This is a genomic window from Paenibacillus sp. FSL H8-0283 (assembly GCF_045040675.1).
In the GTDB taxonomy this organism is placed as follows: Bacteria; Bacillota; Bacilli; order Paenibacillales; family Paenibacillaceae; genus Paenibacillus; species Paenibacillus amylolyticus.
On the sequence record NZ_CP150295.1, the window covers coordinates 1,287,496 to 1,310,533 of the forward strand.

Annotated in this window: 17 protein-coding genes; 11 read left to right on the forward strand and 6 right to left on the reverse strand. The window is 46.6% G+C overall.

Features of this window, described 5'->3' with window-relative positions; genetic code table 11:
- Positions 1-33: 33 nt before the first annotated feature.
- Positions 34-2,220, reverse strand: a complete 2,187-nt coding sequence (locus MHI52_RS05795) for a YhgE/Pip family protein (protein WP_405159358.1) — start codon at positions 2,218-2,220, stop codon at positions 34-36.
- A gap of 78 nt (positions 2,221-2,298) precedes the next feature.
- The gene (locus tag MHI52_RS05800; RefSeq protein ID WP_405159359.1) at positions 2,299-2,877 is read right to left on the reverse strand and encodes a TetR/AcrR family transcriptional regulator; all 579 of its coding nucleotides are present in this window, start codon (positions 2,875-2,877) and stop codon (positions 2,299-2,301) included.
- An 874-nt stretch (positions 2,878-3,751) separates the two neighbouring features.
- Here MHI52_RS05800 and MHI52_RS05805 point away from each other — a divergent pair.
- On the forward strand, positions 3,752-4,528 hold the full coding sequence (locus tag MHI52_RS05805) for a hypothetical protein (RefSeq protein WP_405158654.1): 777 nt from the start codon (positions 3,752-3,754) through the stop codon (positions 4,526-4,528).
- 169 nt (positions 4,529-4,697) lie between these two features.
- Here the strand turns inward: MHI52_RS05805 and MHI52_RS05810 are convergent, their stop codons facing one another.
- Complete coding sequence (locus tag MHI52_RS05810) at positions 4,698-6,434, reverse strand: methyl-accepting chemotaxis protein (protein WP_127547408.1); 1,737 nt, start codon at positions 6,432-6,434, stop codon at positions 4,698-4,700.
- Positions 6,435-6,891: 457 nt separating this feature from the next.
- On the opposite strand from MHI52_RS05810, the gene MHI52_RS05815 reads away from it, so the two are divergent.
- Both MHI52_RS05815 and MHI52_RS05820 read left to right on the forward strand, forming a co-directional pair.
- On the forward strand, positions 6,892-8,865 hold the full coding sequence (locus MHI52_RS05815) for a CotH kinase family protein (RefSeq protein ID WP_405158655.1): 1,974 nt from the start codon (positions 6,892-6,894) through the stop codon (positions 8,863-8,865).
- Between the two features lie 199 nt (positions 8,866-9,064).
- A complete protein-coding gene (locus tag MHI52_RS05820) occupies positions 9,065-9,709 on the forward strand; it encodes a Vat family streptogramin A O-acetyltransferase (RefSeq protein WP_017690335.1) in 645 nt (214 codons plus the stop codon).
- Between the two features lie 323 nt (positions 9,710-10,032).
- On the opposite strand, the gene MHI52_RS05825 is transcribed toward MHI52_RS05820, so the two are convergent.
- Positions 10,033-10,305 (reverse strand): HU family DNA-binding protein, encoded by a 273-nt coding sequence (locus MHI52_RS05825; RefSeq protein WP_036606368.1) that lies wholly within the window; start codon positions 10,303-10,305, stop codon positions 10,033-10,035.
- 104 nt (positions 10,306-10,409) lie between these two features.
- Positions 10,410-10,610 (reverse strand): cold-shock protein, encoded by a 201-nt coding sequence (locus MHI52_RS05830; protein WP_017690333.1) that lies wholly within the window; start codon positions 10,608-10,610, stop codon positions 10,410-10,412.
- Positions 10,611-10,778: 168 nt separating this feature from the next.
- Between MHI52_RS05830 and MHI52_RS05835 the strand changes: the two genes are divergently transcribed.
- The 7 genes from MHI52_RS05835 to mglC all read left to right on the forward strand — a co-directional run bounded on the left by MHI52_RS05835 (position 10,779) and on the right by mglC (position 20,563).
- Positions 10,779-11,681, forward strand: a complete 903-nt coding sequence (locus tag MHI52_RS05835) for a tyrosine-type recombinase/integrase (RefSeq protein ID WP_405158656.1) — start codon at positions 10,779-10,781, stop codon at positions 11,679-11,681.
- Positions 11,682-12,017: 336 nt separating this feature from the next.
- Positions 12,018-13,751 carry a response regulator gene (locus MHI52_RS05840; protein ID WP_405158657.1) on the forward strand — a complete coding sequence of 578 codons (1,734 nt, stop codon included), beginning with the start codon at positions 12,018-12,020 and terminating at the stop codon, positions 13,749-13,751.
- A 26-nt stretch (positions 13,752-13,777) separates the two neighbouring features.
- The gene (locus tag MHI52_RS05845; protein ID WP_405158658.1) at positions 13,778-15,532 is read left to right on the forward strand and encodes a sensor histidine kinase; all 1,755 of its coding nucleotides are present in this window, start codon (positions 13,778-13,780) and stop codon (positions 15,530-15,532) included.
- Positions 15,533-15,551: 19 nt separating this feature from the next.
- Entirely contained in the window at positions 15,552-16,724 is a 1,173-nt protein-coding gene (locus tag MHI52_RS05850; RefSeq protein WP_405158659.1) for a substrate-binding domain-containing protein, read from the forward strand.
- Positions 16,725-16,886: 162 nt separating this feature from the next.
- A complete protein-coding gene (locus MHI52_RS05855; protein ID WP_036606548.1) occupies positions 16,887-17,948 on the forward strand; it encodes a galactose ABC transporter substrate-binding protein in 1,062 nt (353 codons plus the stop codon).
- Between the two features lie 74 nt (positions 17,949-18,022).
- Positions 18,023-19,528: a sugar ABC transporter ATP-binding protein gene (locus tag MHI52_RS05860; protein WP_047841838.1), complete on the forward strand. Its 1,506-nt coding sequence runs from the start codon at positions 18,023-18,025 to the stop codon at positions 19,526-19,528.
- Positions 19,529-19,543: 15 nt separating this feature from the next.
- Entirely contained in the window at positions 19,544-20,563 is a 1,020-nt protein-coding gene (mglC, locus tag MHI52_RS05865) for a galactose/methyl galactoside ABC transporter permease MglC (protein WP_017690326.1), read from the forward strand.
- A 276-nt stretch (positions 20,564-20,839) separates the two neighbouring features.
- On the opposite strand, the gene MHI52_RS05870 is transcribed toward mglC, so the two are convergent.
- Complete coding sequence (locus tag MHI52_RS05870) at positions 20,840-21,175, reverse strand: hypothetical protein (protein ID WP_282319223.1); 336 nt, start codon at positions 21,173-21,175, stop codon at positions 20,840-20,842.
- Positions 21,176-21,450: 275 nt separating this feature from the next.
- Between MHI52_RS05870 and MHI52_RS05875 the strand changes: the two genes are divergently transcribed.
- Positions 21,451-23,007 (forward strand): ATP-binding protein, encoded by a 1,557-nt coding sequence (locus MHI52_RS05875; protein ID WP_255319783.1) that lies wholly within the window; start codon positions 21,451-21,453, stop codon positions 23,005-23,007.
- Positions 23,008-23,038 lie beyond the last annotated feature (31 nt).

Below are 23,038 nucleotides of genomic sequence, written 5' to 3' on the forward strand. Positions count from 1 at the left end.
CTCAGGTACACGCCTTTGCTTTTTATTTTACTTTTACATATGAAGTACGACCTCACTGTTAACGTCCTCAACCTCACGGGTCCGATGCATCAGGAAATACGTTAAGGTTCCTCCCAGTCCAATCACGGCGAAGATGCACAGAATACCGATCTGATCCCAGGTTACACCGAACTGTCCACTTGAGATGACAGCTTTATAACCAGTTACCGAATAGGTCATAGGCAGCCATGGATTGAATACTTTCAGCCAATTTGGAATTAGTTCGAGTGGGAAGGTGCCTGCGCTGGTGGTGAGCTGGAAGATCAGCATCAGAATGGCAAGGAAACGACCCGGATTTTCCAGCCAAGTTACCAGTGACTGAATGATGTACATGAAGCTTAGGCTGGTAACAAAACTGAACAAGAGGAACAATGGAACGCTCTGAACAACCAGACCCAAGCCGTACAAGACCAGCCATGAAGCAAGCAGGGACTGTACTGCACTCATGAGTGTGAAAGCCAGCGTTTTACTCACAAAACGATTCCAGCCACTTGCCTCACTAACTGTGCTGCCACGTGTGGGTACAACCAGTGTGGCAATCAATGCGCCGACAAATAGCCCGAGTGACAGGAAGTATGGCGAGAATCCTGTACCGTAGTTAGGTACCTCATTATATTTATGCTCATCGACCTGAACAGGCTCTGCATACATGGTTACCAGTTCATCCGTTTTTTTCACACTGCCCGTCTGCTCAGCCGCTTCATTCAGCTTGGTGGCAAGTTCGCCAGAGCCGTCTGTGAGCTTGAGCGTACCTTCTTTTAACTGGCCAGCACCGTCATCCAGCTTATGTGAGCCATCTGCAAGACTCGAAATTCCGTCTGTAAGCTGGCTTACACCCGCAAACAACTTGCCTGCACCAGCATTCAATTGACCTGAACCATCCGCAAGTTTGGCTCCTCCAGCGGCTGCTTCGGATAATTTGGAATTGAACAGTTGTAGACCAGTCGCAAGCTTTTCTTGTCCGGCGGATAATTGCGTGGCTCCTTGTACCAGTTGTTGTTCACCCTGTACCAACTGGCTGCTGCCTTGATGCAGTTGTTGCTGTGCAGCATACAGGTTTTGACTACCAGCGACCAATTGCTGCCCGCCCTGATACACTTGTTCGCTGCCAGCGGCAACTGCCTGACTTGCTGCCAGGAGCTGCTGCACAGCTGGGCTTGCGGCCAGTTCTGGACTCGCTTCGGCTAATTGGGCAAGACCTTGCGCAACGGCCTTAGCACCTTCACTCACTTTGCTACTGCCTTCGACTGAGGTTTGCAATCCGGCTGCCAGTTTCGCACTTCCTTGCTCGGAAGCCGCGAGTCCTGCATCCAACTTAGCCGCGCCTTCCTGAGCGGATTGAATGCCAGCCTGTAACTGTTTGCCACCTGCTTCAGCCTGCAATGCACCGTTACCCAGCTTCGTGCCTGCTGCCGCCAATTGGGATAATCCATCGGACAGAGAGTTGGCTCCTGCATGAAGCGTGCCGATTCCTTGTGCCAAGGTAGCTGTACCCTCTTTTAACGGTGCCACACCTGTTTCCAGTTTGTCGGTTCCATCCGCCAGTTTGGACAGGTTCTTTTTCAATGTGGCAGCACCGTCATCCAGCTTGGTTGCGCCCTCGTTGATCTTGTCAGCACCAGCTCCGGCATCTGATAAACCGCTAGAGATCTTCTCCACCTGATCCAGTAACGTTTCGGTATACGACTCAGTTACTTTGGCGGAGATTTTGGATTTGATCTGTTTGACCGCAGTTCCACCAATCTGACCCGCGAGGAAGTTGTATCCTTCATTGGGCTCATAGATCAGCTCCGCTGATTGCGGGTGATCTTCCATCAGAGTTGTAGCTTTTGCTGAAAAATCTTCTGGGATCACGATGGTCATGTAATACTTGTCGTCTTCCATACCTTGCTCCGCTTGTTCCCGTGTCACGAATTGCCAATCGAAATCGTTGCTTTTTTTCAATTCATCGACCAGATTCTGACCGACTTCCAGTGATTTGTCGTTGTAGGTTGCGCCCTGATCCGTGTTGACCACGGCCACAGGTAACTCATTCATTTTGCCATAGGGGTCCCAGAATGCGTTCAGGAACAGGCCACTATACAATACCGGAATGAACAGTACAACGAGGATCGGAATAAATACTTTTGGTTTCTTGAAGGCGGACTTCAGTTCCTGCCCAAATACGTGGAATGATTTCATCATGTTCTCTCCCTATCCTTACGCTAATCCGTTTGTTCTAACTCTAATATGTGTCGAATCTAGTGGCATGCCTTTCTTCTATGTGGTGGATAAGCCATTCTTCAGAAAGAGGCCCACAAAATCCTTGATCTGATCCTTATGCAGCGTAGGGTGCGCTTTGTTCCAATCCGAGGTTAAGGTGACATACAGCTTCAGCAGGACAAAAGAAACCAGCTTGGGATCATCCCTGCGAATCTGCTCTAACTCCATGGCACGGCTGACCTGACGCTCCAGGTATTCGAGAATGGCTGTCTCCACTTTCTGCAAACCTTCCTTGGCCTGCGGTGTACCGAACTCGTTAACCTCCTGAAAGAGCTTGATCAACAGCTCATGTTCCTCCCGGTACTCCAGCAAAGAATCCATACTCATATGCACGTTATCCAGAAAGGAGTTCTCTTCCTTCACCGTCTGCTCCGTAATCTTTCTCATATCCGCAATGATCGAGCGCAGAATCTCGCTAAACAGTTCTTCTTTATTATCGAAAAAAGTATAGATCGTTCCCTTGCCCACATTGGCAAGTCTCGCAACCTGCTCCATCGTTGTGGCTTTGTAGCCAAACAGGGCAAAGGATTTCTCGGCAGAATCCATCACCTGTTGCCTTCGATCTATCGTTTTCATCACATATACACCTCCATGTAGGTTGAAAGGATAATGGGTAAGGTAAACCTTATTTTTTGACCGATTTACTATTATGGTCAGTCGGTCGTTAACAACTGTAGCACCTGAGCAGGGAAGGTGGATGTGATCTTTGTCATAAACGGATAGGACAGGTGCGAATGTGATGCTCACATGAAAACCCTGGGGGATTCGCACCTCAGAATTTGTCGAAATGGGCAAAATTGTTACCTTAAGGCAACATGTAGGCATAATTTGATTGAATAATGATATGGAAAGTCATAGAATAATAGTGAAAATACGTGTTTTTGATGGGTCAAATCGTTAAAAATACGTACTTTTTCGCTGTCGCACTCCGTATGGAGTGCGTGGATTGAAATCACGGCGTATGTATTCCGGACTTGTTCATGGAGTGAGTGGACTGAAATCCATCAACCGTCTGCGTATGGTGTACCAGACGGACGTCATGCTATGTATGGAGTGCATGAATTAAAATTGTAGTAAAAAGACGAGGAGTATGGCCTCAGTACCTAACTTAGCTCCTAATACGAGTAATGAATTCACAGATGGCTGAGCTGTCTGTGTTTTTTTATGGTAACGGACAGCACAATGGTTGCAAGCGAAGTGTTGCTGCTCATTTTTTAGATTTTCTCGCAAGTCTTAGAGTTGCACAACTTCAAATGAAACCTGAAGCTTTGCTACCTGTTTTTTGGAGTAATCCAGAAATGCCGCTTGCATGAATGAAGTACACGAAGGAGCACATTGGCCCAAATAACTGTTCCCTGTTCTTAGGTGTTTAATGAGTTGAATGGCTGATCGTAAAAAGCTCGTAACTATGTCTTAGTTCAATTCGTCTAATAGATTGAGGTGATTGAGAATGAAACGATTTAAATATTGGAGCCAGCGTTTGAATATACTTTTAATTCTAGTCATTATTGTTGGCTGTGGAACATCGAATAAGGGAGAAATAACATCCAAACCCCAGGAAACGATTACGAAAGAAGTTTCAAAGGAATCAACGAAGCGATGCCTGGGAACCCTTGAATGGATTGATTTTCTGATGTTCAATGATGTTACATACTTTCAAAACAACGAAGGGACCAAAGAGGTGCCTGCAGAGCAAATTGGGGATAGGGTAGGGGAAGTGAGCTACATGCTGAACGAGCATGCGTGTGCGGATTACGTGACCGAGAATGGTAATGCGGCATATCTTCCAATTGGAACTGTTATATATGAACTGAAAGGTTATAAGTCGCATTATCGCGTAGTAGCGAATAATAAGGTTTACGAAGCAAAAGAAAATCCCAATGCTAAGACAATGGGAGACCTGATGGACATTGAAGACAAAGTGGAAAAAGTCAGCCTTGAAAGCGGGAACGATGGCAGCCCAATCGGTGACTTTCCCCAGGAAGCCGCATCCGAATTCATGAACGAGCTTTTGCCGTTGCGATATGTTGGCTTTGATGAGGTGTATAAGAAATCCAAGCATGAGACATGGATTTTTTTACGTGTGCACCTTCAAGATGGAACATCTTTTCGAATGGTTTATTATCCGAAAGCGAATGCTTTCTCAGCAGGTGCATTTGGCACTGCAAAGTTACAATCATTAATCGTTTCTCAGAGAAAAGAAATTAAAGCAGCTGCAGGATTATAGTGGATTGGAGGTTCAACAATCAGTTGATGACACCACTGTCTGTTAAATGATACCGGGAAGTTATAGAGCCTACCCTGGTAACAACAAAAAAACCAAGGCTTTGAGTTCAGTCACTCATGAGCCTTGGTTTTTACTGTGTCTTATTACTTTTATCTATATCCTATTAAGTCTATTCTGCACGTACTTTAAAGAATGAGATCAGTTCTTGCAGTTGCTCGGATACAACCGAGAGTTCATCGGAGGCACTCACAATGGCTGCCATGGAGGCTTCCTGCTCATCAATTGACTGCTCAATTTGTTTACTGCTGCTTGCTGCCTTGCTGACATTGGCAGACAGTTCATCGGCCGTAGCAGACATTTCCTGTGTGCTTGCCGAGATTTCTTCAGTAGAACTGGAGATATCCTGAATCTGGTTTGCAACTTTATTTGTAGCAGTCAGAATATTCTCGAAGAATACACCAGTCTCTTGGGTAACTTCCAAGCCTTTGGTAACTTCCTTGGAACCCAACTGCATCGCTTCGGAAGACTGCATGATATCCCGTTGAATTTCTTCAATTAACTGTCGAATTTGCTTCGCTGATTCCTGCGATTGCTCTGCCAGATTACGTACCTCACCTGCAACCACCGCAAAACCTCTTCCTTCTTCACCTGCGCGGGCTGCCTCGATTGAAGCGTTAAGTGCAAGCAAGTTGGTTTGTCCAGCAATCTCCGTAATCACGTTAACAATGTTGCTAATCTGGTTCGAGTTATTTTCCAAAGACTGAATCGAATTTGACGTATTTTGCACCGCACCGGAGATCAGGCGCATCTGCTCAATGACTTGTTGCATCACCACATTACCTGTGCTGGAGCGCTGCTCCATGCTGAGTGCTTCATCTGCCACATCGGCTGAGCTACTGGCGATCGTCTGCACTACCGTTGACATCTCTGTCATGGCACGTGCGTTCTCCACAGTGGCTTTGTCTTGTGACACCAGTCCAGTAGATATTTCTCGAATATTGGTGCTGATGGATTGAATGTTCACATTATTTTTCTCGGAAATGCCCAGTAGTTGTTTGGAAGATTCCGAGAGGTGATGTGAAGCATTCTGTACTTTATAGATGGTTGTATTGAAGCGATGGATCATCGCATTAAACTTCTCGTTGATGATACCCAGATCATCTCGCCCGGTATCGATGGTTACGTCCAGATTACCCGTGCTGACTTCTTCGATACCTTTCATCAGATTGCGGATCGGAAGCAACGTTCTTTTCAGCAAAATGAATTGCAATACCATGAACAGGATCAGGAAACCGATCAGGAACATCAAACCGTACGTAAGCAGTTTGTTCAGGCCTTTTGGAACGGCACTTGCATCTACATCGAAGTAAAGAGCAGCGTACATGGAGCCATCTGCGTTATTAATCGGATAGATCAGAGTGGTCCAGGTTCCGTACTCATCCGTGTAGAAATCACTGAAGGCAGGTTTTCCGTCCTTTTTCATCTGTTCCAGCACTACGACGTTATTCTGAGGTAGCGGGTACATGGCACCTGCGGGCAGATTACCTTCCTCGAATGGTTCCAACAGATTCGTTGGAATCGCGATGATGGACGTTCCGTTTCCTTGCTCAAGTTCTGAACCAAAAATGTACGCTTGCGCGATGTTTGGATAGAATTCATGGATGGAATCGAGATAAGTTTTCATTTCCAGCTGTATAGGACCGGAGTAGCTTTTTTCCTTAGCCGCTTCTGCCACTTTGGCAGTGTCGAGATCATCGTACCATTTCTGGGTGATGACGGTAGCCTGGTCGTGCAACTGTTCAACCAAGATATTTTTTTGCAATTGATACGCGGCAGTAATCAGAATTACACCGATCAACATGATGCTGCCGAATGAAATCACCAAATTTTTGATGAAGAAAGGCATGGTACTCCAGCGAAGCTTATTAAACAAGATGGTTCACTCCTTCTACGATTGTGACGAAGGACTTATCCTGGGTGTTGTACACGCTATGTAATTGTTGACTTAAAAACTGTGAAATCGTCCCTAAATATCCTGTCTGATCAAATTCTCTTTTGTTTCTAAAAGCTTTTCGTAATGGGTTTTGCTATTCACGTATATGAACTCCAGGTAAGTTCTACTCTTCAGATATATCGTTATATAGGCATATTAATATTAGATATTTGCAACAAAATAGGACTTATGAACCGGTTCCAAGGTTATAATTGCGCTTTTTTTCATTATATTTCTTGTATATCCATGAAAATTTCATAGTGATACATATCATTTTTGATCGCGTTTAAGATTCACTAAAGGTTCGTCCCCTACCATGGTTACATAAGCCTCGGTTGCTTAACAGAAACCAAGAAGGAGGATTCATCATTTGAATATTTTATTACGAAAAGTTGCAGTAACGGCATTGTCCGTGACGATGGTAACGACATCTTTTGGTCTGATCGGAAGTCCGAATGCGGCATTTGCCGCAGAAAGTACAGCGACAACCACGAGTGTAGGCGTGACGCAAGCTTATGAATCGTTGTTCCAGACGGATAACGTCATTGATGTGAATGTAACGATTGATGATGCAGACTGGAAGAGCGTGCTTGAAAGTCCGCTGGATAAGGATTATAAGAATGTGAGTGTGGAAGTGGACGGCAACAAGCTGGACAATGTCGGTTTCTCCACCAAGGGCAATCTGACCCTGAAAGCTGTAGCCTCAATGGAAGATTCGGACCGTTACAGCTTCAGACTGAAGTTTGATAAATACGACAAAACACAAACCCTGCTTGGACTGGATAAAATGGTACTAAACAATAACTACGCCGATCCGTCGTACATGCGTGAAGTTCTTCACTATGAAGCACTGCGCAGCATTGGCATGGATGTACCAATGACGAACTATGTTAATCTGTACGTTAACGGGGAGCTGGTTGGTTTCTATACTGGCGTTGAAGCGGTGGATGACAGCTATCTGGAGCGCAACTACGGTGAGGATTACGAAGAAGGTGTCCTCTATGATACGGATGAGAAGAGTTATCTTCAATATGAAGAGGGCAGCGACTACAGTACAATCACCAAGGACTTAGGTACGGATAAGGACAAAGCCAAACTCAAAACCTTCATCCAAACGCTGAACGAGATGCCAGAAGGTGAAAAAGGCGATATTGAAAGTGTGCTGGACGTGGATTCGGCGCTTCAATATATTGCAGGCAACATGGTTTTTGGCAACTATGACAGTTATAACGGGGACAAAGGACACAACTACATGCTCTACAGTGATGCCGCTGGCAAGTTCACCGTGGTCCCTTGGGACTTTAACATGTCCTTCAACGGGTACTCGGGTGGAGGTGGACGTGGCACAACAACCGGATCAACCACGACCAACACCAACGCGACAAACGTATCTGTGGACGAGCCGGTACTAGGCATTAACATGGAAAATGTACCGATGATTAATAACCTGCTTGCTGTGCCAGAGTATAAGGAAAAATATTTGAGCTACGTCAATGAACTGACGGACTACATGGAAGGCATTCAGGATCGTATCACTGGCCTTGCCGATGAGATTCGTCCTTATGTGGAAGCAGATCCAACGAAGTTTTATACGACAGAACAGTTTGAATCCAACATCGCTTATTCTGCAAATGCAGACGCGGCAGGTGGTATGGGCGGTACACCACCAGCAGGATTTGAAGGCATGACCCCACCTGAAGGTTTCGAAGGAATGACTCCTCAAGATGGAACAACACCTCCAACTCAGCCGGGTACTGCAACCGGAAACGGTACAACAGATGCAACAACGGGTACAGATAATACGCAGACACGCCCTGGTGGTAACTTTGGCGGTGGGGGCGGAGGCATGGGCTCCATGGCAGCCGGGTCACTGACGACATTTGCACTGAACCGTCTTGCGAATCTGCAAGAGCAACTTGGACGTGAAGTAACGCCTTTGCCTGAGACTTCGGAAGAGACAGGCTCGAACACCTCATCCGGAACAACTGACAAAACCATTACCGTAACTCTCGATGGTAAATTGATCACATTCCCGGATCAGGACCCGCTGCAGCAAAGTGGCCGAGTGATGGTACCTGTGAACGCAATTCTCGAAGCACTAGGTGCAGAAGTGACTTGGGACAAAACGGCGAAGACGGTAACAGCTGTACTGAATGACCAGACCCTTGTGCTCAAGATCGGGAGCAGCACCGCAACCGTAAATGAAGAGACACTCGAAATTGATGCACCAGCGATCATTCAAAACAGTCGCACACTTGTGCCTGTACGCTTCATCTCAGAAGGACTGGGACTTACCGTGGACTGGGATCAAACCGCTGAACAAGTAAGCCTTACATCCAAATAAGAAAATATCTCCTGCAGATCAACGTTAGTATGGAGAACGAGAAAAGGGATTCGATGGTCAGATCGAATCCCTTTTTGTTCTGCTTTTTGAGGTTAGACGGAGCGAACATCCAGCAAAATCCGGCCTCGTCCATGTCCGACCTCACTTAGTCCGTTTAAGATTTAAAATCTGTTACAATAGGGAAAAGGAGGGACTTCATATGGCCCCTGATAAAACAAAACTTTTCCCGAATGAGAATATCCGTACGGTATGTTACATTCAAAACCTGCCGCCGCGTTCCAACGTGGACATCGGTGATTATACGTATTATAGCGATAACACAAATCCGCCAGAGCAATTCTATGACCGGATACAGCATCATTATGACTTTATTGGTGATCGCCTGGTCATTGGCAATTTCTGTGCAATTGCGGAAGGTGTGACATTCATTATGAATGGCGCGAATCATCGGATGGAGGGTATGACCACGTATCCGTTCAACATTTTTGGTGGAGGATGGGAGCGTGTGACACCTACACTGGAACAACTTCCATATAAGGGTGACACGGTACTGGGGAACGATGTATGGCTTGGACAAAATGTAACGATCATGCCTGGTATCACGATTGGAGACGGGGCAATCGTTGCCTCCAATTCAACCGTTGTTAAGGACATTGAACCCTATACGATTGTTGGTGGTAATCCAGCCAAGACTGTTAAAAAGCGTTTTGACGAAGAGACGATTGCACTGCTGCTGGAATTGAAGTGGTGGGATCAGGATGAGGAATGGCTGGATACGCATTTGGAACGTCTTGTCTCTACATATGATCTACAGATCTTGCGCGAACTTCTGAACAGCAAATAAGCTGGATGTGCATAAAAGACAAATAAGCTGGTTCCTGACGGAGCCGGCTTCCAAGCAAATCAGGCCCTGGACCGTTTTGAGCGGATCAGGGCCTCTTGTTGTCCAAGATGAAATGTTAATTTAGCGGGTGGGTGGTCGTAGGGTACAATCAGACTTTGTTGATGGGGGCTTCAAATGAGTGTGATTTTCTGTATGATCCGAGTTTGTCTGTTTGCCTGAATAAAAGTTAATGATATCATCAACGGTAGTAAACACGACATTTAAATCCATATTATCATTGTGTGTTTGAATAAAAACCTCTTTTCAATAAGTTGTTGCGTTGTTTAATTTAAAGCTTCTTTCATGCTTAAGCCTGCTGTGAATACAGGAACTTTACCTGCAGGTAGTTGAATTTCTTTGCCTGTTTTCCGGCTTCTTCCCGTTCTTGCCTCACGCTTCTGCACTTCAAATTTCCCGAATCCGACCAGTTGAACTTCTTTGCCTTCTTTGAGAGCTTCGAGAATCGAGTCCAGTACAACGGTTACAGCTTTTTCAGCATTCTTCTTGGAGAAACCGCCAGCCTTAGCTACTTCTGTGATCAATTGTTCTTTATCCATGGGGAATACCTCGCTTTCAATCTTGGGATGTGAAATCTTTTCTTTACTGTGTAACATATGTGTAAATAAAAAGCTGCCTTATTAATAAGGCAGCTTTCATATAATTAAAGTTTAGTAACGTTCTCAGCTTGTGGTCCACGGTTACCTTGAGTTACTTCAAATTGAACGCGTTGACCTTCGTCCAAAGATTTGTAACCTTCACCTTGAATTGCACTGAAATGAACGAATACATCTGTTCCTTCTTCAGTTTCGATAAAGCCGAATCCTTTATCCGCGTTGAACCATTTCACTGTACCTGTTTGCATGTGATTCCTCCAAAAAATAAGTTTTTAGCCGATCATTATGACGAGTATAATTTAAAATTGACACTCACCTGGTGCATTTAAACCACGAACTTGATGTCCGCTAATGTATCGATTAATATGATAATACCATGTCCGCTAATATAAGTCAAGATTTGGAGGTATTTTCTAATGAATCAGTCATCAGGGGTTTCGGTGCAGCGGGAACCGACAGTAGAGGAATTCATACATATGCTTGCTAAAGAGGGGGAATTGCATCCCAAAACCGTGAAGGAATATGCAAGTGATCTGAAGCACTTTATTGAATGGTACAAGGAAAGCACCATGCTCAGCGCAGAGTTTTCACTGCGAATTGAAGATGTGAACACATCCACTTTAGTCAGTTATCGTGAAGATGCTCACCAAGTTATGTTATTGAAACCAGCCACCATTAACCGGAGATTGATTACGCTGAAGCGTTTTTTCAAATGGGCTGTCTTGGAATCCAGGCTCAGTCATGACCCTTCCAAACCATTAAAATTCATTCCGGAAGACAAAGTAAGTCCACGTCGAATGACATTTGAAGAAGAGCAGGCATTTCTCGCGGCAGTGGAGTATGGTAATTCCCTTCGTGACCAGACCATCCTGACCCTTATGTTTCACACAGGCTTGCGAACGATGGAGGTATGCAACCTCAAGCCTCATGATATCGAAATTGCTAGACGAAGCGGTCACCTGACTGTGAGCGCCGATAAACGCAACGTGCAACGTAAGATCCCTTTGAATATGCAGTGTGTTGTCATATTGAATCAGTACTTATCTGATCTTGCTCCCGATCGTGCGTATCTTTTTCCTTCAGAGAAGACAAATGATCGTTTAACGGAGAGAGCATTGCGCCACCTGATTAAAAAAGTAATGATAACAGCAGGGCTGGAAGGACTGAGTTCACACGACCTGCGTCATCGTTTTGGCTACGCCATGGCTGAGCATACGCCACTGCACCGTTTGGCCGAGATAATGGGACACACCAACCCAGATACAACAATGATTTATTTTAAAGCATTAAGTACGAATCATCGTAAAGAACAAGAATGAAGTCTGAATTATAGTCAGAATCAAAACACCTCTTATTAGAAGTACTTCGAAATTTTCCGTGTTTATATTACTTTAACCTACCTTTAGCATTCATATACGATCCTTCACATTTCACTTAGGCACTGCCCAACAGGGTTGCCTTACCTCTAACAAAGAAAGCGATTACATATCCCTGATAATATTGTATATTATGATGGCAACCTTGGAACAGATCAACGCTGAGCCTTTGCATTTTGCTTCAATTCGGTGAGCAATAAGAAATCAAATGATTCACAATGCTACATATATATTCGTTGATAGGGCATAAGGCCGGCATCAAAAGGGAGGAATCCAAACGTGTACCGGGTACTGCTGGTGGATGATGAAGAAGATGTGCGTGAAGGACTTGTTGTAGAGGTCGATTGGGAAGCGCTCGATCTGCGGATAGTCGGTTTGGCTGAGAATGGGCGGGAAGCATTGGAGATGGCGGAGAGGGTAGAGCCGGACATTGTGGTGACGGATATCAGCATGCCATTCATGAATGGTCTGGAACTCGCACAAAGATTGAGGAAAGGTAATCCACTCGTGAAGGTGGTCATTTTGACTGGATATGATGAATTTGATTATGCGAGGCAAGCCATCTCGTTAAGTGTGGACGAATATCTACTGAAGCCGTTCTCGGCAGGACATCTCACCGAACTGCTCACAAGACTGCGCGCTCAGATGGCGGCTGAAGTGGCTGAGCGTGAAGATGTACAGCAGCTGCGTGAGCACTATCATACCAGTTTGCCTTTATTACAGGCAGATCTGATGGCGACCTTGCTCCATCGACAGAAATCCTCAACATATATTCATAGTAAAGCCAAACAATGCGGATTGGATCTGACAGGAGAACGTTATGGGGTGTCCGTATTGACACTGCATATGGATGGAGATGTACAGAAGGAGAAGTCTGAGGGAGTATTCAGCGAGCCCCCACAACGACATAACAAAACAACATCCGAGGTAGCGGATCAGTCTGAGATATTCATTCCCGGAGGTTCCTTGCGTCAATCTGAGGATGCTGAACTGAAACGCTTTGCGGCACTTAACATTGCGGCAGAAGTTTGGGCGGAGCATGGGGCTGGTCATGCCTTTATGCATCAGGAGACGATTGTCCTGCTCTATGTGGATCGCTCGGGCGGTACAGATGGAGCGAAGCGGCAACAGAAGGCTTTGGAAAATGTGATGCGCAGCATCAACCACTATTTACGTATTCCGGCTACGGTGGGCTCTGGCCAGATTGTGGATACACTCGCGGATGTGAATCATGCCTATGAAGATGCCCTGCTGGCATTGGATTATCGGCTTGTGCCTGGGACAGATTCAATCATATACATTGCGGACGTCGAGCGACAGACGGCGGGAAAGCTGCGTTTCGACGAATTGAAGCAACAGACGCTGACACGTTGCCTGAAGGCAGGTACACAAGCAGAGTTGGAGGAAGCACTTGCGATCATTTTCCGGGAAATTACCGTGGAACACGGACGAAGTGATATTCAACTCTATTTAATTGAAGTATTAACAACAGTATGGAAGGCAGCACAGGCATCAGGGGAAGAAATGGAAGACATCTTTGGTGCAGGGTTCCAGTTGTATGCGGATTTGTTCCGACTGCCTGGACTTACTGAGGCACAGAAGAAGGTACGGGAGGTCTGTCTACTCGTGCAACATCGCATTGCCAGCGGACGCCAGCATGTATACAAAGATATTGTAGAGCAGGCATTAGTTTTCACGAAAGAGCATTATGCTGACCCGGACCTGTCCATTCAGAAGGTGTGCGGGCATTTGCATATCAGCTCCGGTTATTTTTGTGGCATTTTCAAAAAAGAAGTACAACTTACCTTCCTGCAGTACCTGATGCAGATCCGAATGGAGGCAGCGCGTGAACTGCTTCGCTCGACCGAGCTGAAGTCGTTTGAAATTGCGGAGCAGGTTGGCTTTGCCGAACCCAACTACTTCAGTTTTTGTTTCAAAAAACATATTGGCGTCTCGCCCAAAGAATATCGTAAACAGGCTTCCCAGGCGGCAAGTGAAGGTTCAATCCGATGAAGTTCTTGTCCAGATGGGTGAAATCCATGGGAGTTCAATTACGCTCTCGTCTGCGTTCGTCCAGAGTCAGCAGTATCCGGTTTATTATTACATGGTCCTTTTCCGTCTTCATCGTCTTGGTGCTAACCATCATGGCGATGCTTCTGCATGACAAGTTCACGCAGGCTGCCGAGCGAAGTGCGGAACTCACGACGAGACAAATTGTGGATCAGGTCAGTTATAACCTGGAGGATTACGTCCGCAGTATGTCGCATCTGTACCGTGCCATTGAGGAACACATGCTGCGTGACGGGACATGGGAAGGGGAACTGGTGGACAAACAGCTTGACACACTGCTCAGCAGTCGTGAAGATATCATCTCAATTACTTTGCTTGATTCCACGGGGAAATTGCTCAAGAACCGACCTACAGCCGAATTAAAAACCAGCGCCCATGTGACACAGCAAGGGTGGTTTCAGTCTGCGCTTCGTGTGCCGGATCACCTGAGTTTCTCGTTACCTCATATTCAGAACATGTACACAGGCCCATATAAATGGGTCGTTTCCATGAGCAAAGGCATAACGATACGGCAAAATGGTCAGGATCGGCAGGTTATCCTGCTGGTCGATATCAATTTCAAACAGATGGATGAACTGAGCCGTCGGGTCAGTCTGGGGCAACGAGGATACGTGTATATAATCGATGAGAGTGCGGGCAATATCGTGTACCATCCGCAGCAACAATTGATGTATATGGGACTCAAAAGCGAGAATATCGAACAGGCTTTGGTGGCTTCCGGCAGTTACGAAGATGAAGCAGATGGGCAGAAAAGGCTGAATACCGTAAAGTCCGTTGCCAATATCGGGTGGAAAATCGTCGGTGTTGCTTATTTGGATGAGATTATGACAACGCGTCAGGAAGTGAACGGATATCTCATTCGTGTATTGGTCGTTGTACTGGTACTGGTCATTCTTGTCTCGCTGTTCTTATCCTCCAGTCTGACTCGTCCGATTCGGCGAATGGAACGTAAAATGAAGGCCGTAGAGCGCGGGGATTTCAACGTGGAGTTGCCTATTGAAGGGCCGCTGGAGGTGGAACGTCTATCTCGTCGCTTTAATCTGATGGTCAATAAAATTCGCACCCTGATGGATGAGATCATCCATGAGCAGGAACAGAAGCGGCGTCTGGAGCTGGAAGCCTTGCAGGCCCAGATCAATCCACATTTTTTATATAATACTCTGAATTCAGTAGTGCGCATGGTAGGCATGAGTCGCAATGAAGAAGTGATTACGATGATCACGTCTCTCTCTCGCCTGTTCCGCATCAGTCTTAGTCAAGGCAAAACGATTATCACGATCAGGGAAGAGCTGGAGCATGCGCAGCATTATTTGACGATTCAGCAGATGAGGTTCAAGCGTAAATTCAACTTTACGATTAAGGCAGATGATACGCTTCTGGATTGCCTGACATTGAAGCTGGTGCTCCAACCCCTGATTGAAAACGCCATTGTTCATGGCATCGAGTACCACATGGACGAAGGAAGTATTGAGGTTGATGTTTATCGTGAGGGCAACAAGCTGGTGTTTCGCATAACAGATAATGGGGTCGGCATGACGGAAGAACAGATGTCGGGATTATTGAGTGGCAGTCCGGTTGTCAAAAGCGGTGCAGGATCAGGCGTAGCTGTACGCAACGTACATGACCGAATCCGGCTCTATTATGGAGAGGCATATGGCCTTGAATTTGCAAGTGAGTTGGAAGAAGGCACCACGGTCTGGGTTCGGATTCCCATTCAATCGTAGCAGAAGGAGGGTGAGCCTGATGACAGACAACCAAGTGAATAGGAACGATGCCCATAGAGGTAAAGGATTGAATATTCGTACGTTTTGGAAAAAGGTTGCTGCGAGCTTTCCTGGAATCCGGAAATGTCGGTTAGTAACCCAGACAGCTGCAAGCTGCTGTCTGCTCATATGCAGCGCCTGTGGCTTATCGAGTCCCGATGCTACGACAGTACCGCCACGTATCGCGCTGATTACGCCAGCTGGGACAGGGGAACTTGCGGAAGCTATCCGGCTTGGTGCCGAAGCGGCTGCCAAAGAGAACGGGGCCGAACTGATTACCGTGGAAGCATACCCTTCCGATGGTGATGTGTACACGCCTGCCATTCTGGACTCTGCTGGAAGTCAGATGCAGGTCAAACAGGAAAATATCAACAGCCATACGTTGTCTCGCAGTGGGCGAGAGCAGGCTCAAGTGGAGGCCGCCGCATCGGCTCTGAAGCAGGGAGCATCAGCTCTATTAGTCGATCCTTTGAGCGAGAAGGCGCTTAGCGACATTGTTCAGGAGGCGCAGGCAATGAATTCAGATGGAGCCATCATTCCGGTCATAGTGCTTAACGATGAATTTCCCGTGAAAGGCATCACCAGCGTCATCTCCATGGATAATGTGGAGGCTGGAAGACAGGCCGGCCAGGCTATGGCGGAGCTTCTGGAAGGGAAAGGGCATGTGGCTTTATTGGGCCCCGATCCTCTTAATTCGGGTCTGATTCAGAGAGAGCAGGGAGTTATGGAAGCCTTGGTACAGTATCCTAATATTCAAGTGGAACCCAAATCGATATGTAATACACGGGATGGATGTTGGCAGACTGCGAAGCAATTGCTGGACCAGCAGGAGGTGGATGGTTTCATTACTCTTCAGGAACCTGCTTCTCTGGGGGCAGCTGATGAACTGAATCGACGCAAATCTGCGGACAAGGTAAGGATTGTTGGATTTGGCAGTGAACAACAGCAACTGGAGCAATTGCAAGAAGGGGTCTTTGATCATCTCATCGTCCAGAATGGATACAGTGCAGGTTATCTAGGATTGAATCAAGCCGTTGCGCGGCTGAACAATCAACAGGTGCAAGCGAGAGTGTTACTTGAGACCAAGCTGGTTAGTACAGACAATATGTTCTGGATGGATAACCAGAAGCTGTTGTTTCCTTTTGTACAATGAACGAATGCCGGAACGAATACTGAATGAAGAAATTAAGGTGTTTGTTAACTTGAGGAAGATTTCGATAGAACAGGTGAAGATATTGTATTCGAATTTAATGTAAACCCTTTCATAATAAAGACATCGGTGAAGCCGAGTGAACTTGGGGGAGGTCATTAGGATATGAAGAAAACATGGATGACACTGTTGATTACGGCATGTATGGTTGTGGCGGCGGGGTGTAGTAGCGGCGGAGACAGCGCAGGTGGAAGTACGGGAACAGATACAGGAGGCCAGACAGCAGCCGGTACGGAAACGCCCAAGATTGGTGTTGCCATCTACAAATTTGATGATACATTCATGACGGGTGTACGTAATGCGATGACCGCAGCAGCGGAAGGTGTCGCGACTTTGGATATCGTAGATAGCCAGAATGCACAGCCGACCCAGAATGAGAAAGTGGATCTGTTTGTGTCCAAGAAATACAATGCAATGGCCGTGAACCCGGTGGACCGGACGGCGGCAGGTGTCATCATTGACAAGGCTAAGGCAGCGAACATTCCAGTGGTATTCCTCAACCGTGAGCCAGTAGCTGAAGATATGAACAAATGGGATAAAGTGTATTATGTAGGAGCAAAAGCGGAGGAGTCCGGTACGATCTCCGGTCAGCTGATTGTGGATTACTGGAAAGCACATCCGGAAGCGGACAAAAACGGCGATGGCAAACTGCAATACGTCATGCTGAAAGGGGAACCGGGTCACCAGGATGCAGAGCTTCGAACCAAATATTCGGTTCAGGCGATCCAGGATGCCGGTATCGAAGTGGAAGCACTGGCGGAAGACACGGCGATGTGGGACCGGGTGAAAGGTCAGGAGAAAATGCAGGCGTTCCTGGCTTCCCATGGTGACAAGATTGAAGCTGTTCTCGCGAACAATGATGACATGGCCTTGGGAGCCATTGAGGCATTGAAAGCAGCCGGATACTTCAAGGACGGCAAATCCATGCCGGTGGTAGGTGTGGATGCAACAGCTCCAGCCATTCAGGCTCTACAGGATGGCACAATGCTGGGCACGGTGCTTAATGATGCCAAGAATCAGGGTGCAGCCACGGTGGCACTGGCTTCCGTACTTGCCAAAGGTGAGACACCAACAAAGGAAAATACCAAATACGACATTACAGATGGTAAATACGTCTGGATTGCATACAAGAAGATTACAAAAGACAACATCGCCGACGCCCAATAAAAGCACGAGACAGGGACGTCCGACATTCGGGTAGCGTCCCTTTTTTGACGGTCATATGGAAGGGAGGAACCAAGATGGAGTCACCTTACCTGCTGGAGATGAATGGAGTTTCCAAAGCATTTCCGGGTGTGCAGGCACTAAGTCAGGTCACATTGAAAGTAAAGCCGGGGACGGTTCACGCCTTGATGGGAGAGAATGGAGCGGGGAAATCCACACTTATGAAATGTCTGTTCGGCATGTATCACCCGGATGAAGGAACGATACGTATCGAAGGAAAGGATGTGGATATTCCGAATTCCAAAGCGGCACTTCAGCAAGGCATATCCATGATTCATCAGGAGCTGAATCCGGTCCCGCATCGTCCGGTGATGGAGAATATATGGCTGGGTCGTTTTCCGATGAGGGGAATACTGGTGGACGAGAAACGGATGTATACCGATACGCTGGCCCTGTTCAAGGACTTGAACCTGGATATTGATCCGAAGGCTCAGGCGGGAACACTGTCTGTCTCCAAGATTCAATCCATGGAAATTGCCAAGGCGGTCTCTTTTCAATCCAAAGTCATCGTCATGGATGAGCCAACTTCTTCCCTGACAGGCAAGGAAGTGGATCAGCTATTTGCCATTATTAATGAACTGCGCAGTCGCGGCGTATCCATTATCTATATTTCACACAAGATGGAGGAGATCCTGACGATCTCGGATGAAGTGACGATCATGCGTGATGGTTTCGTTGTCGGGACATGGGATGCTGCTGATCTAACGACAGATCTGATCATTACGCGTATGGTTGGCCGTGATCTGGACGAACGTTTCCCGGAACGGACGAACGTACCCGGTGAAGTGATATTAAAAGCCGAGGGTCTGACATCAAGCCAGTCCAAATCGTTTTGTGATGTATCTTTTGAGCTGCGAAAAGGAGAAGTGCTTGGCATTGGCGGCCTGGTTGGAGCACAGCGGACAGAACTGATTGAGTCCTTGTTCGGACTGCGCGGACTCGCTTCGGGTACCATTTCAATTCATGGGCGCAAGGTGAAGATTAACTCCCCCGCAGCAGCAAAGCGTCATAACATTGCGTTGCTCACGGAAGAACGAAGAGTCACAGGAATCTTCCCGGTGTTGTCGGTGTATGAGAACACGATCATTGCCAGTCTGGGGCGCTACCGAAATCGTGTGGGCTTGCTGGACGAGAAAAAGGGCCGCGAAGAGGCACGTGAGCAGACGCAGAAGTTCAGAACCAAAACGCCTTCAGTTAACACGCTGATTCGAAACCTGTCTGGCGGTAATCAGCAGAAAGTTCTGCTGGCCCGTTGGTTATTGACCGACCCAGAGATTCTGCTGCTGGATGAACCGACACGTGGAATCGATGTAGGAGCCAAGTTTGAGATTTACACCATTATTACGGAACTGGCTCGTCAGGGCAAAAGCATTATCATGATTAGCTCAGAGATGCCCGAACTGCTGGGTATGTCGGATCGCATTATGGTGATGAGCGAAGGGCGTCTCACCGGAATCGTGGATGGAGCCGAGGCAACAGAGCAGGATATTATGAGGCTGGCTGCGCAGCAGCGGATGGCTTAGTCAGGAGGGAAACAGATGAACACACAGATGATCAATCAAGTGAAACAATATGTAACACAGCGCGCCATCTTTATCGTACTGATCCTGCTCATCATTGGTATTGCGATTGCCGATCCGAATTTTCTGGCCTTCTCCACACTGCGGGACATCTTACAGCAGTCCTCCACACGGGCCATTATTGCGCTCGGTGCCGCCTTTATCCTCGTCACGGGCGGGGTTGATCTATCCGCTGGACGGGTGGTTGGTCTGACAGCGGTTGTATCGGCATCGATGTTGCAAATTGATGAATATGCCAATCGCTTCTTCCCCGATCTGCCCCACTTATGGGTGGGTCTGCCGATCCTTGTCGGGATTACCGCGGGTCTATTCGTGGGATTGGTAAATGGACTCATTGTCGCCAAATTACATGTGCCTCCTTTTATCGCAACGTTGGGTACGATGGTTGCCGTGTACGGACTGAACTCCATTTATTTTGATACGGAACCCAATCAGTCACAGCCGATCGGAGGATTGCGACCGGACTTCACTGTCATTGGCTCTGGATACATTGATCTGGGCGGGGGTTATTCCATCCCGTATATTGTCCTCATTGCTATTGCGGTGGCATTAATCTGCTGGGTGATCTTTAACAAAACACGTCTCGGCAAAAACATGTACGCGATCGGCGGCAACATTCAGGCAGCGCATGTATCCGGGATTCATGTGGCACGCAACCTGGTTGCCCTGTATGCCATTGCGGGTGCGTTGTATGGCCTGGGTGGTGTACTTGAGGCAGCACGCACAGGTGGAGCAACAAACAATTACGGTAACATGTATGAGCTGGATGCGATTGCCGCATGTGTGGTAGGCGGCGTATCAACGGCGGGTGGTATTGGAACAGTACCTGGGGTAATGGCGGGTGTACTGATCTTCGGGGTCATTAACTATGGTCTGACGTTTATCGGTGTGAGTCCATACTGGCAGTTGATTATCAAAGGATTGATCATTGTTGCTGCGGTGGCTTTTGATATCCGTAAGTATATGGCAAAGAAATAAGATGAGCCTCAAGAGGTTACACCAGTCACTCCGATGACAGAACAACCTTCTGATCGCTGTTATCCCCAGATTTTTTGATTCCCTTCTAAAGAAGTGAAAATCCGGGGATAGCATATGCTTCCGATGCAGCTTTCTTTCAGAAAGCTTTTAGGCGAACGCTCCGCTTCTTCAGGTTATTTCTGTCCTCTACGTTATCGTGTAAACAATTTGTTCATCTTATATGGAAAAGCAGCAAAGAAGCCAGCCCTCGGGATATAGAGAGCTGGCTTTAATTGTTTAACCATTGACCATCCAATCGATAACGGAGATAACTGGTCCAATGATGCATAAGAGCAACATAAATCCGGCGACGTTATAAGATACACTTGTGCCATAATGTGAACGATTTTTTTTGGCGATCAAGAAGGCTGGAATCCAGAAGAGGGCTGCTACTACAAAAGGAATGTGAAGTCCTTGAGTTCCGTTGCTATAAATAGGTATGTTTATTAAGTTAAAAAGATAATGACTGATCATAAAATTTGTTGTGCCCCATTGAAAATTAAAGGCGAGACCCATCAATAGTACGAGTAGAGAGAGCGTTCCGAGGCCCAGTGGTTTTCGTTGTGTTGTCATGTGATATCCTCCATAACCAAGTATTTATCCTAAATTAATCCATTATTGTATTGTACCACAATAATGATTTATGCGAAGAGGAATTGTTTCACTTTTGTTGATTACAATTACATCATATGTCCTATTGCCTTCATAATTTATACATTCGTGCGAATTTGGCGAGCCTCCACTAATCGACAACATCAGCTAATCATAATCGATATAATACATGTACATAAGTTATTTGATGTGAGTTTTATGTCAAAGGGGGGCGAGGCTGTTTGCTTAGTTACACGATGAAAATGGTGATATTCCCGCTAGGTTGTCTGCTTGTCATTCTGTCCTCTTATGTTCTCAGGCTTACCCCTAATATGGCAATAATGTCACTTTCGGCGACATTATTGGTAGCAAGTATTTATGGGGAGAGACGATATCCTGTGCTGCGAAAATTTCAGTGGATTTTTCTAGGGATATTCCACTATTTCAGTGAACTGAACTGGTGCAACATGCTGTATTATATGCTCATTATTTCAATGATCCAGGACAAACCAAGGTTGACGCAGACCTTGCCGATTTCGTTGCTGCTTATGCTGCAATATACGTTGATTCGGCTTTCGTATGTGCCTGTAGATACATATGCTTTGCTGGTTTCGTTATTTGACCTGTTAACCTCGGTTGTTATCATTTTTTTGTATCATACCTTAATCAACAGTGAGGTCGAGAAGCGCAGGCTTCGGGAAAAAAATCGGTTCCTGACCCTGCATGATCCGCTTACCGGACTGTTGAATTACGAAGGTTACATGGAGGTGTTACATAAGACAGTAGAAGAGCAACGGTCTTTTTTGCTTGTCCTTTTGAACGTCAATAACTTTAGCGGCTTTAAAAAAGAGTCAGAAGATCCTTGGTGTACGGTAATCACAGGTACAGGCCAGATGATCAGCAATCATTTCACCGAGGCCTATGGCATATCCCGGTATGCAGGAGACCGATTTGCGGTCGTTTTGCCAGAGATACAGGATGTGGAAGAACGAATGTCGTCACTACTATCCGTGCAGCTTCAAGGACTCCAGGTAAGCTACAGCATCTCCCTGTACCCGGAAATGTCGGATTCGTTGCAGCACTTTATGACGGTAGCCGAGGATAGGCTGCTTCAACAACAGCGCAGCAAATGGCTGAAAAATGAAGAAGAAGTATTTCGTTCCGAGAGACTAAGGGCTGTAGGTGAACTGGCCGCGGGTATGGCTCACGAAATTCGGAACCCGCTTACCGCAATTCGGGGATTCCTGCAGCTGTCCCGTGGACAAGCCTTTAATATCGCGCCATGGTATGAAGTGATTATGGGTGAGGTGACAAGAGTAACCGATCTGACGGCTGAATTTTTACAGTTTTCCAAACCACATGCCAATCACATGAAGCCTGAACATCTGGGTCAGTGCCTTGAACGAGTGATGTCTTTGACCGAGTCAGATGCGGCATCCCGGGGGCATCAAATTACGCTTGAAATGACTAATGAGCCAGTTGTAATTATCATGGATCGTGATAAAATTGTGCAGGTATTGATCAATCTGATTCGTAACGCTTTTGAAGCAATGACAGACCCTGGTGAGGTCCATATGGATTTGTTGCAGGACGGAGACGCAGTGCTCATTTCAATTACAGATACAGGAAGCGGCATTCCGGAAAATTCGCTATCCACCATCTTTAATCCATTTTATACAACCAAAGAAGAAGGTACGGGACTTGGACTTGCGCTCTGCCAGAAAATCGTTCAGGATCACAATGGTAAAATTACCGTCCATAGCGAAATGGGGGTTGGTTCCACCTTCACGCTTCATCTGCCAATGGAGACGTGAATCATATAACTTACCAGAGATAGCAATTAAG

Coding starts and splice junctions, on each gene's coding strand:
- MHI52_RS05795 (WP_405159358.1), bottom strand. CDS start 2,220: ATGAAATCATTCCACGTATTTGGGCAGGAACTGAAGTCCGCCTTCAAG.
- MHI52_RS05800 (WP_405159359.1), bottom strand. CDS start 2,877: ATGAAAACGATAGATCGAAGGCAACAGGTGATGGATTCTGCCGAGAAA.
- MHI52_RS05805 (WP_405158654.1), top strand. CDS start 3,752: ATGAAACGATTTAAATATTGGAGCCAGCGTTTGAATATACTTTTAATT.
- MHI52_RS05810 (WP_127547408.1), bottom strand. CDS start 6,434: ATGCCTTTCTTCATCAAAAATTTGGTGATTTCATTCGGCAGCATCATG.
- MHI52_RS05820 (WP_017690335.1), top strand. CDS start 9,065: ATGGCCCCTGATAAAACAAAACTTTTCCCGAATGAGAATATCCGTACG.
- MHI52_RS05825 (WP_036606368.1), bottom strand. CDS start 10,305: ATGGATAAAGAACAATTGATCACAGAAGTAGCTAAGGCTGGCGGTTTC.
- MHI52_RS05830 (WP_017690333.1), bottom strand. CDS start 10,610: ATGCAAACAGGTACAGTGAAATGGTTCAACGCGGATAAAGGATTCGGC.
- MHI52_RS05835 (WP_405158656.1), top strand. CDS start 10,779: ATGAATCAGTCATCAGGGGTTTCGGTGCAGCGGGAACCGACAGTAGAG.
- MHI52_RS05845 (WP_405158658.1), top strand. CDS start 13,778: ATGGGAGTTCAATTACGCTCTCGTCTGCGTTCGTCCAGAGTCAGCAGT.
- MHI52_RS05850 (WP_405158659.1), top strand. CDS start 15,552: ATGACAGACAACCAAGTGAATAGGAACGATGCCCATAGAGGTAAAGGA.
- MHI52_RS05855 (WP_036606548.1), top strand. CDS start 16,887: ATGAAGAAAACATGGATGACACTGTTGATTACGGCATGTATGGTTGTG.
- MHI52_RS05860 (WP_047841838.1), top strand. CDS start 18,023: ATGGAGTCACCTTACCTGCTGGAGATGAATGGAGTTTCCAAAGCATTT.
- mglC (WP_017690326.1), top strand. CDS start 19,544: ATGAACACACAGATGATCAATCAAGTGAAACAATATGTAACACAGCGC.
- MHI52_RS05870 (WP_282319223.1), bottom strand. CDS start 21,175: ATGACAACACAACGAAAACCACTGGGCCTCGGAACGCTCTCTCTACTC.
- MHI52_RS05875 (WP_255319783.1), top strand. CDS start 21,451: ATGAAAATGGTGATATTCCCGCTAGGTTGTCTGCTTGTCATTCTGTCC.